The organism is Thioclava litoralis (assembly GCF_045278885.1).
In the GTDB taxonomy this organism is placed as follows: domain Bacteria; phylum Pseudomonadota; class Alphaproteobacteria; order Rhodobacterales; family Rhodobacteraceae; genus Thioclava; species Thioclava litoralis.
The window spans coordinates 1,696,832-1,710,321 of the sequence record NZ_CP135443.1 but is presented as its reverse complement, the minus strand read 5'-3'; the positions used below and the strand labels follow the sequence as shown (position 1 = coordinate 1,710,321).

18 protein-coding genes are annotated in these 13,490 nt (G+C 59.7%); 5 read left to right on the top strand and 13 right to left on the bottom strand.

Annotation, left to right across the window (positions count from 1 at the left end; genetic code table 11):
* Positions 1-52: 52 nt before the first annotated feature.
* Positions 53-1,039 carry an adenosine kinase gene (locus tag RPE78_RS08395; RefSeq protein ID WP_339109054.1) on the bottom strand — a complete coding sequence of 329 codons (987 nt, stop codon included), beginning with the start codon at positions 1,037-1,039 and terminating at the stop codon, positions 53-55.
* Positions 1,036-1,692 (bottom strand): endonuclease III, encoded by a 657-nt coding sequence (gene nth / locus RPE78_RS08390; RefSeq protein ID WP_406720277.1) that lies wholly within the window; start codon positions 1,690-1,692, stop codon positions 1,036-1,038. Before nth ends, RPE78_RS08395 begins: the two co-directional genes overlap by 4 nt.
* Positions 1,693-1,867: 175 nt before the next feature.
* On the opposite strand from nth, the gene RPE78_RS08385 reads away from it, so the two are divergent.
* The 4 genes from RPE78_RS08385 (at position 1,868) to RPE78_RS08370 (ending at position 5,425) form a co-directional block, all read left to right on the top strand.
* Complete coding sequence (locus tag RPE78_RS08385) at positions 1,868-2,797, top strand: Hint domain-containing protein (RefSeq protein WP_406720276.1); 930 nt, start codon at positions 1,868-1,870, stop codon at positions 2,795-2,797.
* Between the two features lie 89 nt (positions 2,798-2,886).
* The gene (locus RPE78_RS08380; RefSeq protein ID WP_406720275.1) at positions 2,887-3,765 is read left to right on the top strand and encodes a methylated-DNA--[protein]-cysteine S-methyltransferase; all 879 of its coding nucleotides are present in this window, start codon (positions 2,887-2,889) and stop codon (positions 3,763-3,765) included.
* A 120-nt stretch (positions 3,766-3,885) separates the two neighbouring features.
* Positions 3,886-4,548 carry an OmpA family protein gene (locus RPE78_RS08375; RefSeq protein ID WP_339109050.1) on the top strand — a complete coding sequence of 221 codons (663 nt, stop codon included), beginning with the start codon at positions 3,886-3,888 and terminating at the stop codon, positions 4,546-4,548.
* Between the two features lie 115 nt (positions 4,549-4,663).
* A complete protein-coding gene (locus RPE78_RS08370; protein WP_339109049.1) occupies positions 4,664-5,425 on the top strand; it encodes an FCD domain-containing protein in 762 nt (253 codons plus the stop codon).
* A 57-nt stretch (positions 5,426-5,482) separates the two neighbouring features.
* Here the strand turns inward: RPE78_RS08370 and RPE78_RS08365 are convergent, their stop codons facing one another.
* The 5 genes from RPE78_RS08365 to RPE78_RS08345 form a co-directional block, all read right to left on the bottom strand.
* Positions 5,483-6,040 carry a F0F1 ATP synthase subunit B gene (locus RPE78_RS08365; RefSeq protein WP_339109048.1) on the bottom strand — a complete coding sequence of 186 codons (558 nt, stop codon included), beginning with the start codon at positions 6,038-6,040 and terminating at the stop codon, positions 5,483-5,485.
* A 4-nt stretch (positions 6,041-6,044) separates the two neighbouring features.
* Positions 6,045-6,614, bottom strand: a complete 570-nt coding sequence (locus RPE78_RS08360) for a F0F1 ATP synthase subunit B' (protein ID WP_339109047.1) — start codon at positions 6,612-6,614, stop codon at positions 6,045-6,047.
* Between the two features lie 95 nt (positions 6,615-6,709).
* Positions 6,710-6,946, bottom strand: coding sequence for a F0F1 ATP synthase subunit C (locus tag RPE78_RS08355; RefSeq protein WP_339109046.1), 237 nt, complete (start codon positions 6,944-6,946; stop codon positions 6,710-6,712).
* Between the two features lie 60 nt (positions 6,947-7,006).
* The gene (locus RPE78_RS08350; RefSeq protein ID WP_339109471.1) at positions 7,007-7,768 is read right to left on the bottom strand and encodes a F0F1 ATP synthase subunit A; all 762 of its coding nucleotides are present in this window, start codon (positions 7,766-7,768) and stop codon (positions 7,007-7,009) included.
* A 77-nt stretch (positions 7,769-7,845) separates the two neighbouring features.
* On the bottom strand, positions 7,846-8,181 hold the full coding sequence (locus RPE78_RS08345; protein ID WP_406720274.1) for an AtpZ/AtpI family protein: 336 nt from the start codon (positions 8,179-8,181) through the stop codon (positions 7,846-7,848).
* 226 nt (positions 8,182-8,407) lie between these two features.
* On the opposite strand from RPE78_RS08345, the gene RPE78_RS08340 reads away from it, so the two are divergent.
* The gene (locus RPE78_RS08340; protein WP_339109044.1) at positions 8,408-8,752 is read left to right on the top strand and encodes a metalloregulator ArsR/SmtB family transcription factor; all 345 of its coding nucleotides are present in this window, start codon (positions 8,408-8,410) and stop codon (positions 8,750-8,752) included.
* 63 nt (positions 8,753-8,815) lie between these two features.
* Here the strand turns inward: RPE78_RS08340 and RPE78_RS08335 are convergent, their stop codons facing one another.
* From RPE78_RS08335 to sdhD, 6 genes are all read right to left on the bottom strand, one after another.
* Positions 8,816-9,676, bottom strand: coding sequence for an urea carboxylase-associated family protein (locus tag RPE78_RS08335; protein ID WP_406720273.1), 861 nt, complete (start codon positions 9,674-9,676; stop codon positions 8,816-8,818).
* Between the two features lie 71 nt (positions 9,677-9,747).
* On the bottom strand, positions 9,748-9,921 hold the full coding sequence (locus tag RPE78_RS08330; RefSeq protein WP_339109042.1) for a hypothetical protein: 174 nt from the start codon (positions 9,919-9,921) through the stop codon (positions 9,748-9,750).
* Between the two features lie 181 nt (positions 9,922-10,102).
* A complete protein-coding gene (locus RPE78_RS08325) occupies positions 10,103-10,882 on the bottom strand; it encodes a succinate dehydrogenase iron-sulfur subunit (RefSeq protein WP_339109041.1) in 780 nt (259 codons plus the stop codon).
* Positions 10,883-10,992: 110 nt separating this feature from the next.
* Positions 10,993-11,277: a hypothetical protein gene (locus RPE78_RS08320; protein WP_339109040.1), complete on the bottom strand. Its 285-nt coding sequence runs from the start codon at positions 11,275-11,277 to the stop codon at positions 10,993-10,995.
* Positions 11,277-13,088, bottom strand: coding sequence for a succinate dehydrogenase flavoprotein subunit (sdhA, locus tag RPE78_RS08315; protein ID WP_339109039.1), 1,812 nt, complete (start codon positions 13,086-13,088; stop codon positions 11,277-11,279). Before sdhA ends, RPE78_RS08320 begins: the two co-directional genes overlap by 1 nt.
* 29 nt (positions 13,089-13,117) lie before the next feature.
* Positions 13,118-13,489, bottom strand: coding sequence for a succinate dehydrogenase, hydrophobic membrane anchor protein (gene sdhD / locus RPE78_RS08310; RefSeq protein ID WP_339109038.1), 372 nt, complete (start codon positions 13,487-13,489; stop codon positions 13,118-13,120).
* Position 13,490 lies beyond the last annotated feature (1 nt).

Below are 13,490 nucleotides of genomic sequence, written 5' to 3'. Positions count from 1 at the left end.
GGCGTTCGAGGGGCGCTCCACACGCCCCTCCCCTCGCCAGAGGCGATTGCCGTCACACAAGACCCTGCGCGGCAAAAAGCGCCTTCACATCCACCTCGGGCCGCGCCCCGTAATGCGAAATCACCTCGGCAGCCGCCACGCAGCCCATACGGCCCGCCACATCCAGCGGAACCCCCGTGGCGATTCCATAAAGGAAGCCCGCAGCAAACTGATCGCCCGCCCCCGTCGCATCCACGGGCGTCACGCGCGTGACAGGCACCTCGACCCGCTCGGCCCCGCGACGGATGATCACATCCGCTCCGGAGCGCGTGCAAACCACCAACCCGCATTCCGAGGCCGCCTGATCGAGCGCTGCCGGCAGATCGGTCTCGTAAAGCGCCGCCCACTCATGCTCGTTGCCAATCACATAATCCATCTCGTCGCGGACAAGGCGACGGAAATCGGCACGGTGGCGATTGACGCAGAAGGGGTCCGACAATGCGATACCGGCCTGCCCCCCCGTGCGCCGCGTTGCCTGCGCCGCCTTCAGGAAGGCCGCTTTTCCCTTATCCTTGTCGAACAGATAGCCTTCAAGGAACAGATATTCGGTATCTTCCACCACCGAAAGAGGCACATCTTCGGTCGATAGCTCTGCCGAAATCCCCAGATAGGTATTCATCGACCGCTCACCATCGGGGGTGACGAAGATCATCGACCGCGAGGTCGGCAATTCGCCATCCTTGATCGGCGCATTGGGGAACCCCGTTCCCTCGGCCTCCAGCGCCGCCTCGTAGAAACGCCCCAAGGCATCGTCGCGCACACGCCCCACAAAAGAGGTACGCAGCCCCAGATTCCCGAGCCCCGCAATCGTATTGGCAACAGAGCCGCCCGGCGCCTGGGTGCGCTCTTTCATCGAGGCATACAGCGTCTCGGCGCGGTCTTTCTCGATCAGCTGCATGATGCCCTTCTCGATCCCCATATGGTCGAGAAAGCTGTCATCACATTGCGCAATCACATCCACAATCGAATTGGCGATACCAACGAACTGATACTTTTTCATAAGGTTTTCTCCTCAAACTGGCACAGATCCCGGATCAGACAGGCACCACATTTCGGTTTGCGCGCGACACAGATATAGCGACCGTGCAGGATCAGCCAGTGATGCGCATGTTGCTGGAATTCCACAGGAACATTATCCTCGATGGCGCGCTCCACAGCCTCGACATCCTTGCCGGGGCAAATGCCCGACCGGTTGCCGATCCGGAAAATATGCGTATCCACAGCCTGCGAGGGATAGTGGAACCACATATTCAGCACGACATTCGCCGTCTTGCGCCCCACCCCGGGCAGCGATTGCAACGCCGCACGCGACGAGGGCACCACCCCGCCATACTCATCGACCAGAATACGCGCCGTCTTGATGACATTCTTGGCCTTCTGCCGGAACAGCCCGATGGTTTTGATATGCTCGGTCAGCCCTTCCTCGCCCAGATCGAGCATCTTCTGCGGCGTATCGGCGATGGGAAACAGATCTCTGGTGGCCTTGTTCACCCCCGCATCGGTCGCCTGCGCCGAAAGCGCCACGGCCACCAGAAGCGTGTAGGCATTCACATGGTCCAGCTCGCCCTTGGGCTCGGCCTCGGATGTGCGAAACCGTGCGAAGATCTCGCACATATCGTTATATCCAAGCTGTTTTGCACTTTTCTGGGTCATGGCCAAGCTATGCCCAGATGCAGGCTGTATCGCAAGTTTATTTGCATCCGGCCCTTACGACAAAATCTTCGGAAAATCTTTGCATAAATAGAGTTAAGACCGTTTTCGTTAAACTCGCGTTATCCATCCCTCGGGCAATCTGGACAGCGTGGGATATCCGCGCAGGGAGACGCAAATGGACATGGGCTACCCGATTTCGGCAATCATCCGGAATCGCGACGAACATAGCTGGATGCTTCGGTCCGAGTTTCAGGCCGAGGAGATGCTCGAAATTCTGTTCGAGGGAGACGTGGCCGTTTTGCGTGACCCCGATGGCAACGCATTGGCGCGCGGTCTGCTGACCGCCGATATCCCTGTCTTGCTGGAATCCCCCGAAGGCACCTTGCGCCTTGACCGGATCGAGATTGACGGCCAGCTCTGTCTTTATATCCCCTCTCTCGCGATGGTCCCCGGCCAGTCCTATACCGAAGCCTCGCAGCTTTCGACGGGCGGACGGGCCGCCACGCCGGAAGAAATCTCGAACCTGCCCTGTCTGGCTGGCGGCACCCTGATCGCGACGGACGAGGGTCCGCAACCGATTGACTGGCTGCGTCCCGGGGACCGTGTCCTGACACGCGATAACGGCTATCAGCCGCTTTTGTGGCTGGGCCATCACACCATGCCGCGCCGTGCGCCGATTGCCACGCGGCTGATGTCGGTCTCGGCGGATCTTCTGGGGCCAAACCTGCCCGAACGCGAACTGATCATAACCCCGCGCACGGGCGTTTTGCTGGCCGGTCCCGAGCTGGAATTATGGTTCGCCGAAACCGAGATGCTGGCACAGGCCGACCATCTGGCCACACAAACTCCCCGCCTTGAAGGGCGCCGTATGGTATATTCCCTGCTGTTCACCGCGCCAGAGCTTGTTCTGGCCGAAGGTCTGTGGGTTGCAACCGTGCAGGCGGACTCTGCCTATATGTCGCTGATGCCGCCGCGCGTGCGCACCAGTCTGGCACCGCAAATCGGCGAGTATCACGATCTCTCCGCCCGTGTCTGGCTGGCCGATTGGGAAGCGGATATGTTCTGCAAGGACCGTCGCCGCCGACAGGACCGCATCGCCGCCTGAGGCCGGAACTCTTTGCACAGGATTCGGGTCGTGCCGGGCGGCAGGCCGCATTAGGCTGGCAGACACCCGCTCTTTCAAAGGCCCGCCCCATGCAAGACAGCTATCATTACCAGCTTATCGCCCGCGCCATCGCCCAGATCGATGCCGCCCATGCGGCAGGGACGTCACTGACGTTAAGCGCACTGGCCCAGAAGCTCCATATGAGCGAAGCCCATTTCCAGAAATGCTTCACCGCTTGGGCGGGCGTTTCCCCACTGCGCTACATGCAATATCTCAAACTGGATCTTGCCAAGGATCTTCTGCGCCAGCGTCACCCGCTGACAGCAGTGGCGCAGGAGACGGGGCTTTCGGGCAGTGCCCGCCTGCATGATCTGGTTCTACGCTGGGAAGCGATGACGCCGGGGGAGTTTGCGCGCAAGGGAGCGGGGCTTCTGATCAACTGGGGCAGGTTCGACACCCCCTATGGTCCGGCACTGGTGATGGGCACGTCGCGCGGCATTTGCGGGCTGGCTTTCAGCGCCGAAATGGGCGAGGCGACCGCATATCAGGATCTGGCCACGCGCTGGCCCGCCGCCACGTTCGTGGAAAATCCCGAAGCGCTGGAACAGTGGGTGACAGCCGCCTTTGCGCAACGGGGGGACGTGGCGCTGCATCTGTCCGGCAGAGCGTTCCAGATCAAGGTCTGGGAGGCTCTCTTGCAGATTCCCGAAGGCGCCGTTGCAACCTATCAGGACATTGCCATCGCCATAGGGGCCCCGAAAGCCACCCGCGCGGCTGGCACCGCTATCGGGCGCAATCCGGTTGCCGCGCTGATTCCCTGCCACCGCGCCTTGCGCAAATCAGGCGGATTGGGCGGCTACCACTGGGGCCTGACCACCAAACGTGTGCTTTTGGCGCGCGAGGCCGCCCGTGCCGAGGCAAATGGTTCACGAATGCCCCACGCCGCCCTCGCAACCGATAACGATTAGCGGAAACGATAGGCAAAATGCCGCGCAGCGCATCAACGCCAATGGAACTTTCCCGCAACTCCGACGTAATATCAGCCGGACGTCCGAGAATACGGATGCAAGGACAAAGGCGAGAACGAGATGAACAAGAAGATTTCCCTGACTGTGGCAAGCGTAGCCTTGCTTGCGATGGCAGGCTGTGTGACCACCCCCGCCGACCCTAACGACCCCTATCAGAACACCCGTGGCGGTGCGATTGCCGGTGCCCTTCTGGGCGGCGCGGCCGGTGCCATGTCGGGCGGCGACGAGCGTCTGACCAAAGCCGCCGCCGGTGCGGCAGTGGGCGGCCTGATCGGCGGCGCGATCGGCAACCAGATGGACAAACAGGCGCAGGAGCTGCGCCGTGATCTTGACGCGCAAGGCACTTCGGTGGTGCGCGACGGCAACAACCTCGTGGTGACGATGCCGCAGGACATCCTGTTTGCCACCGACAGTTCGGCAGTGCGCCCCGATCTGCAAAACGATCTCTATACGCTCGCGGGCAGCATGAACCGCTACCCGAACACCACGCTGCAGGTTGTCGGCAATACCGACAATACCGGCGAAGCGGCCTATAACCAACGCCTCTCCGAGGCGCGCGCCAATGCCGTGACAGCGGTTCTGGTGCAGGCGGGCGTGCCGTCCTCGCGTATCCAGTCTTATGGCCGTGGCGAAGAAAACCCGATTGCCTCGAACCTCACCGCCGAGGGCCGCGCGAAAAACCGTCGGGTCGAATTCATCATCACCCCGACCAACGCGAACTGAAAGACGCACCACACCTATGTCGAAAGGGCCAGACATGTTCTGGCCCTTTCTTTTTACCAATTTGCTTGGCATTAAGATAATTGGCTAGAAAATCTAACCAAGGGGGGTGCCAGCAATGCCGTTTCGAAAGATTGAATCCGAAAAGCTTGCAACAGCCATTGTCCGACAGATCGAAGAACTGATCTTGCAAGGCATCCTGCGGCCCGGCGAGCGGCTTCCGTCAGAACGCGAATTATCCGAACGGCTGGGCGTCTCCCGCCCCTCTCTGCGCGAAGCGATATCGGAGCTACAGGATCAGGGGCTGCTTTGCACCCGTGCCGGTGCGGGAGTCTTTGTGGCCGATGTTCTGGGCTCGGCCTTTTCGCCTGCACTGATCCGGCTGTTTTCCTCCTCCGATCAGGCGGTCTATGATTATCTGGCCTTCCGCCGTGATGTGGAAGGGCTGGCAGCCGAGCGCGCTGCCCGTTTTGCCTCCGACACCGACCTGCAGGTGATCGACAGTCTTTTCAAACGGATGGAAGCCGCCCATTCCAAACGGAGCTACACCGAAGAGGCGGCGCTGGATGCGCAATTCCACCTTGCCATCGTCGAGGCCAGCCACAATGTCATCATGCTCCATATGATGCGCGCCATGTTCGAATTGCTCAGCGAAGGCGTGTTCTATAACCGCTCCATGCTGTTCAAAAACCGCGTGACCCGTGCCGAATTGCTCAACCAGCACCGCGCGATGAACGAGGCCATCCAGAAACGTGACGGTATCGCCGCGCGCGAGGCCGTGGCCGCGCATATGAATTTCGTGGAAGTCGAGATGACGCATAACCGCAAGGCGCTCAAGAATGAGGAAACCGCAAGGCTGCGCCTGCAACAAAGGAGTTGATCCAATAAAAAACCCGGCCATTTGGCCGGGTTTTGTCTTTATGCTGACCCCGAAAGCTCAGTGCAGGCGCTGTGCAACCTCGGTGATCGACGCATCGATACGGGCGGCTTTGTCCTGAGCAGACATCTGCTCGGCCATCACCTTACCAGCCGCAGCGATTGCGACCGAAACCGCTTGATCGCGCACAACCTTGATCGCGCCGGCTTCCGCCGAAGCAATCTGCTCTTCGGCAGATTTCAGACGACGTTCGATCGACTCCGCCAGATCTTTCTTGGCCTGAGCAGCTGCCAATTCCGCGTCGCGCTTGGCATTGGCGACGATCTCGTCGGCCTGAACCTGCACTTCGCGCGATTTGCGCTCGTAGGTGGCAAGAATGGACTGGGCTTCCTCGCGGAGGCTGCGCGCCTCTTCGAGGTCGGATTTGATCCCTGCGGCGCGCTTATCCAGCAGACCACCCAGCATCGTCGGGACTTTCACATAGAAAAGCACACCGATGAAGGTCAGGAAGGCCAGCAGCACAACGAAATTGGTGTTATGCAGGCTGAAGAACGGGCCGGAGGCTGCAAAGGCAGGCTGAGCAGCAACAAGGGCAGCAAGAACAGCAAGTTTCTTCATGACCTTATCCTTTCAACCGTTCGTCGACAGCCGCAGCAACGCTGGCCTGATCGGCCTTGCCACCCAGAGCCGCAACGATTTCCAGCGCGGTTTCCTTGGCGACGGCTTCCACCGCCGCGCGGGACCCTGCTTCGATCTCTGCGATCTTGGCTTGGCTTTCCGCCGTTTTGGCCGCGATCTCGGCATCCGCTTTCACGATTGCCGCATCCACGTCTTTCTGGATGTCCGCACGGGCCTCGGCGACAATCGCCTGCGCTTTGGTGCGAGCATCTGCGAGGGCCTTTTCATAGGCGGCCTCGGCTTCTTTGGCCTTGAGCTTGAATTCCTCGGCGGAGGCTAGATCCCCCGAGATCGTGCCCTGACGGTCGGCCAGCACGGATGCGATCCGCGGCAGAGCGACTTTTGCCAGAACCCAGTAGATCACGACCAACGAGACCAGAAGCCAGAAGATCTGGTTGGGATAGGTCGAGAAGTCGAGCTGCGGCATGCCTACAGCTTCGGCGCCGTGCGACCCGCCATGAGCAGCTTCGGCTGCGCCATGCGCCATTTCGGCGGCTTCGTGTTCTGTTGCCATGTCGTTGTCCCTCTCGGGTCGCAGGCACGCGACCCTGTCTCAAACTCGGAAGGGCCCGTCGGGGCCCCTCCGTCCGCAAGATTGCGAAAAAGGGATCAGACGGCGAACATCAGCAGCAGAGCGACGAGGAACGAGAAGATCCCCAGTGCTTCTGCGAATGCGATGCCGATGAACAGCGTTGCGGTTTGACCAGCGGCTGCCGACGGATTGCGCAGGGCACCCGACAGGAAGTTGCCTGCAACGGTGCCCACACCGATTGCCGAACCACCCATACCGATACAAGCCAGACCTGCACCGATGTAAGCACCCATTTGAACGATATCGCCTTCCATAGTCGTCACTCCTAAAGTTGGAATTGGCTTGAGTAGATTAACGCGATCCTTGGATCGACCTTAGTGTGCGGGATGCAGCGCGTCTTTCAGATAGACGCAGGTCAGGATCGTGAAAACATAGGCCTGGATGAAGGCAACAAGCACTTCGAGGCCGTAGATTGCAGTGATGGCCAGCACGGACACGGGAGAGATCAGCGCGATGGCGGCAAAGCCTGCGAAAACCTTCATCACCGCGTGACCGGCCATGATGTTGCCCGCAAGCCGGATCGAATGCGAAACGGGGCGGACGAAGTAAGAGATCACCTCGATCAGGGCAAGGATCGGACGCAGCGGCAGCGGTGCCGCAGTCACCCAGAACAGGCCAAGGAAGCCCATGCCGTTCTTGATGAAACCGATCACGGTCACGGCGACGAACACGAAAAGTGCCAGCAGAGCGGTGACAGCGATATGCGAGGTGGTGGCAAAGCTCATCGGCAGCAGGCCGAGGAAGTTTGCAAAAGTGATAAAGGAGAAGATCACCATGATATAGGGGAAGAATTTCAGCCCCTCTTTACCACAGATGTCTTCGACCATCTTATGGCCCATGCCGTAAAACAGCTCGGCAATGGACTGCGCACGGCTCGGTACGATGCCGCGGCCACGGGTGCCGACAACCAGCACCAGAACGATTGCGATGATGGCAATCGCCATCCACAGGGTTGCATTGGTAAGCGTATACCAGTGCACCGGACCCTCACCCACCAGAGGGGAGACCACGAACTGGTCCATCGGGTGGAAAGCCATCTCGCCCGACCCTTCGGTCACAATCGCAATGAGGAGCATCAGGATCACAACGGCGAACAAGATGTAGCTGATCATCTTGGACGAACCATTGGCGTTCGAAGTGCTTTCCGCCACGTCTATTTTCCCTCTTCATCAGCCGTAGAACCGGCCTCAGGTTTCGCATTTATCTCTGCAGCGGTACGCATCATCACGCGCACCCCCGCAATCAGCCCCAGCAGAACGAAGATGATCATGAAGATCGGCAGCGTTCCCAACAGGACATCAAGCCCGTAGCCGATCCCGAAACCGATCCCCAGCCCCGACACCAGCTCTATGACCATGCGCCAGGCAAGCTCGGATTGCGCGACACCGCCGCGCGGTGCGTCCTCGGCCTGCCCAGACGCCTGCTTGGAGACTTTCGCAAGCCGGTCTTCGAGCGCTTTCAAACGTTCGGGATCAGGCTCGTTGCTCATCTCTCAGGCCCTTGGTCGTGTTAAGGCTGTGATAGACGTCACGGCGCAGTGAGTCAACGCTGTTGGCGCCATCAAGAAACTTTCTCAACCCATTGCTTTCTTTGTTTTTTCATCCTTTCGGCAAAGCGGAATGGCTGCGACAATATGACCGCATCGGTGAATTGGCTCAAAATGCAAATTCAACCCATCGGTTGACCATTGTTGAAAAAGCTCAATAAGGTAGCGCATGACCGCGCCCGCACCGACCCATCTCGACACGATCTTTGCCGCCCTCGCTGACCCGACACGGCGGGAGATCCTGCGCATGCTTCTGGAAGACGATATGGCGGTGACCGATGTCGCCAGCCCGTTCGACATCTCGCTGGCCGCGATCTCGAAACATCTCGCGATCCTCAGTCAGGCAGGGCTTATCAGTCAGGAGAAGCGCGGTCGGGTGAAATGGTGCAAGCTCGAACCCACCTCCATGAGCGAGGCGATCATCTGGATCCAGAGTTTCGGCCAGTTTCAGGCGATAGATCTTGATGCGTTCGAGCGGTTTGTGGAAAGCGAACTCCGGCTTCCCGAAGAGTAAGAGAAAAGACGACGGGGCCGGAATCTTCGTTCCAGCCCCCCTGCCCTGTCTTGCCTGAGGGCATTACAGCCCGTGCGTGCCGCAATACCGGTTGCGGGCCGGTGACACCCATCCCGAGGGCGGCGCTTCGGGGGTGAAGATTTCGACCTTGAGCGGATAGCAGGCGGCAGTGTCCGAGCTATGCTCGGCAGAACAATCTCCACCGGGACAGGCCGACAGCGCGCCGACAAGGTCGATCTCGGCGAAGATATCCATGTAATCGCCCGGCCGGACAGGGCTCGCTTTCATAAAATACTGCCCCGTGTCGCGGGTAAAACCGGTGCACATGAAGATATTGAACACATCATGCACATGCCGCTCGGCCTCCGTCAGCGCCATGCCTGTCTCTTGCACCAATGCGCGTGTCAGGTTGGAGTGGCAGCAATGATGATACTGCGCCCCGTCACTGAGCAAAGCATGGGTATAGGGGTCGCAACGGGTGCCGATCACATCATGGACCGAACCGCCATCGGCATCGATCCCGTACCAGTCAAGGCTGTCATCCACGATCGTGGCCATCGGGCGCAGCGTCGGAAAGGATGACCAGAACCGGTCGCCGGTCGAAAGATGGGTGCCATGCAGCGCGCGGGTCTTTCCCGAGTAGAAGCGTTCGGAGAAATCTGCCGACCACAGGTTGAGATCCCCGACCTGCGGCCCCTCCACCGAAGAAATCCGGAAGAACTGCCCCGCCTTTACATGGAAGCAGCGCCCGTCACGCGGGGGCACAATCACTTCGTCACTCTTCGTGGCCCCTGCCCGTGCCGCGCGATAGGCGGCAAGATCCGGTTTGGGCAGGGTCTCCACCGGATAGCAGATCACCGGCGCGATGGATTTGCGAGCCGCCGCATCTTGGGGCGCGGCATGCTCGGGGGTAGCTAACTTCATGAAGACCTCTCCTAGAACGACAAAACCCCGGCCAATCCAACCGGGGTTTCCATCTGCCCTAAGACCGGAGGTCAGGCGGTATAGTAGCCATACATCTCATCAAGAACAGCGATGTTTGCCGGCTTCTCCTCAATATCCTTCCGGGCCGATGCCTCCACCCGCGAACTGGGCACATAATAGGCAAGAGCGTCTTCATGCTTCAGAGCGGACTCGGCCGTTTCGGGGAATTTGACGATTTGATTCATGGAACTCTCCAGTGTTTCCGAGTTCCTCCCTGCACGCCTACATAAAGCTTTTATGACGTCTGGCTATGGGCACAACCGCAAGGCTTACATGCATTCGCTGCAATGCAATATGCAAAACGTGCCTTTAAAATGCCAACGCCCCCGACAAAGCGGGGGCGAGACAACAGCATGGAGATACGGATCAGACCGCGCGTTCGACCATCATCTGCTTGATCGCGGCAATGGATTTCGCCGGATTGAGACCTTTCGGGCAGGTCTTGGTGCAGTTCATGATGGTGTGGCAGCGATACAGCTTGAAGGGGTCTTCCAGCGCATCCAGACGCTCGCCGGTGGCCTCATCGCGCGAGTCGATGATCCAGCGGTAGGCGTGCAGCAGGGCTGCCGGACCCAAGTAGCGGTCCGAGTTCCACCAGTAGCTGGGGCAGGAGGTCGAGCAGGACGCGCACATAACGCATTCATACAGACCATCCAGCTTCTTGCGGTCTTCGATGGACTGCTTCCACTCTTTTTCCGGACGGTTGGTCTTGGTTTCCAGCCACGGCATGATCGACGCGTGCTGCGCATAGAAATGCGTCAGATCGGGGATCAGGTCTTTCACCACCGGCATGTGCGGCAGCGGGTAGATCTTGACCACATCGGTCTTGATCTCGTCGAGACCGAAGATGCAGGCCAGCGTGTTATGGCCGTCGATATTCATCGCGCAGGACCCGCAGATCCCTTCGCGGCACGAGCGGCGGAAGGTCAGCGTGGGGTCGATCTCGTTCTTGATCTTGATCAGCGCGTCCAGAACCATCGGGCCGCATTTCGCCAGATCGACGAAATAGGTGTCGACCCGCGGGTTCTCACCATCTTCCGGCTCCCAGCGATAGATCTGGAATTTGCGGACGTTTTTGCCTTCCGGCTTCGGCCAGGTCTTGCCGACCCGGATCTTCGAATTCTTGGGTAGGGAAAACTGAACCATGTTTCTACCTCCGATCATGTGTGGACGAGGGGCGCCGCTGCGTATCTGGCTTCGTCGCGAAGCCCCTCGGATAAATCTCGCAACCGTGCCCGGACCTCCCGGGCAGCGGATCACCTGTCATAAAGCGGTGTTTGTGGCAGTTGGCCGGAATACTGATACACGCAATTCTTATAAACCTCGCTCGGGTCGCGGAACGTGTCCGTAGAAATCCCGAGTTTGACATCATAAGCCGTTGCCGGTTTTCCGTCCCGCACGCCCAATCCCACAGAACCGGAGATCGGACGCGCCTCTTGCACACGCGTAAGGCAGATTTTCTCTGCCTGAGCGACCGGAACCTTCGCGCATCCCAGCAGCGCAAGTGCGCTACCAAGAGCCAGCCCCAGCCGCCCCCGCATCAGTAGACCCGCTTCTTCGGCTTGATCTTGGCCAGATCGATGCCGCCATCCTCGAATTTGGTCAGCGGGTCGATATGGACAGGGCGATAGGTCAGGTCGACATTCGCCCCTTCCACACGCATGATCGAGTGCTTGCGCCAGTTGACGTCGTCGCGATCCGGATAATCCTCATGGGCATGGGCACCGCGTGATTCCTTGCGGGCCTCTGCACCAACGATGGTCGCCATCGCGTTCGGCATCAGGTTGGTCAGCTCGAGGCTTTCCATCAGATCCGAGTTCCACACCAGCGAACGGTCGGTCACGGACAGATCGTCGATCTTGGAGGCCACGGCCTTCATCTTCTCGACGCCCTCTGCCAGCGTCTTGTCGGTACGGAACACGGCCGCATCGGCTTGCATCGTGCGCTGCATTTCCAGACGCAGATCTGCCGTCGGCGTACCGCCTTTGGCATAGCGGATCGCGTCGAACCGCGCGAAGGCCGCATCGACCGCCTTGTAGTTCATCGCGGGGTTGGGCGCGTTCGGGTCGAGGATCTCGCCCGCTTTCAGCGCCGCCGCACGACCGAACACCACAAGGTCGATCAGCGAGTTCGAGCCCAGACGGTTGGCACCATGCACCGAGGCACAGCCCGCCTCGCCCACAGCCATCAGGCCGGGAACGATGGCATCGGGGTTGTCTGCGGTCGGGTTGATGACCTCGCCCCAATAGTTGGTCGGGATACCGCCCATATTGTAGTGCACCGTCGGCAGAACCGGAATCGGCTCTTTGGTCACATCGACGCCCGCAAAGATCTTCGCGGATTCCGAGATGCCCGGCAGACGCTCGTGCAGTGCTTCCGGCGGAAGGTGCGAGAGGTTCAGGAAGATGTGGTCTTTATGCTCGCCCACACCGCGACCTTCGCGGATTTCCATCGTCATGCAGCGCGAGACCACGTCACGGGACGCAAGGTCCTTATAGGTCGGTGCATAACGCTCCATGAAGCGCTCGCCTTCGGAGTTGGTCAGGTAACCACCCTCGCCGCGCGCGCCTTCGGTGATCAGGCAGCCCGAGCCATAGATGCCGGTCGGGTGGAACTGAACGAATTCCATATCCTGCAGCGCCAGACCCGCACGGGCCACCATGCCGCCACCGTCGCCGGTGCAGGTATGGGCCGAAGTGGCCGAGAAATAGGCGCGGCCATAGCCACCGGTCGCCAGAACGACGGTTTTCGCCGAGAACAGGTGGAAGGTGCCGTCATCCAGTTTCCAGCACAGCACGCCCACACAGGACTTGCCGTCTTCCGACATGATCAGGTCGATAGCGAAATATTCGATGTAGAACTCGGCGTTGTTCTTCAGCGACTGGCCGTAAAGCGTGTGCAGGATCGCGTGACCGGTCCGGTCGGCGGCGGCACAGGTCCGTTGCACGGGCGGGCCTTCACCGAATTCGGTGGTGTGGCCGCCGAAGGGACGCTGGTAGATCTTGCCTTCTTCGGTGCGCGAGAACGGCACGCCGTAATGTTCAAGCTCGTAGACGGCCTTCGGGGCCTCACGCGCCAGATATTCCATCGCGTCGGTATCACCCAGCCAGTCGGACCCCTTCACGGTGTCGTAAAGGTGCCACTGCCAGTTATCGGGGCCCATATTGGCCAGCGAGGCGGCGATACCGCCCTGTGCTGCCACCGTATGCGAACGGGTCGGGAAAACCTTGGTGACACAAGCGGTGCGCAGACCCTGTTCCGCCATGCCCAGCGTCGCGCGCAGACCGGCGCCACCGGCACCGACCACCACGACGTCATATTTATGCGTCTCGTATTCGTAAGCTGAAGCCATATCAGATCTTCCTAATCGGAGTCTTGCGCTTAGAGCGCAATTTTGACGAGAGAGAACAGACCGGCCACGATCAGGATATTCGCCAGAGCCGAGGTCGCTACAATCGCCATTTTTTCGCAAGTGCCGTGCATGTAGTCCTCGATTGCCTCATGGACCTCATGTTTGACGTGGTTGATGATCACGGTCATCGTCAGACCGACGACGATCGCTGCAACCGGATTTTTGAAGAAGGCAATGACTTCTTCGTAGCTGCCGCCATAGACGGCGCCAAAGGTAAAGATGAACACCGGAACCGCGATGACCATCAGGATCGAGCTGACGATCATCTTCCAGTGATGCTGCGTGCCGCCGCCCGAAGCCCCGAGACCTACGGCGCGCTTACGATCGGTAAGATATCTCATA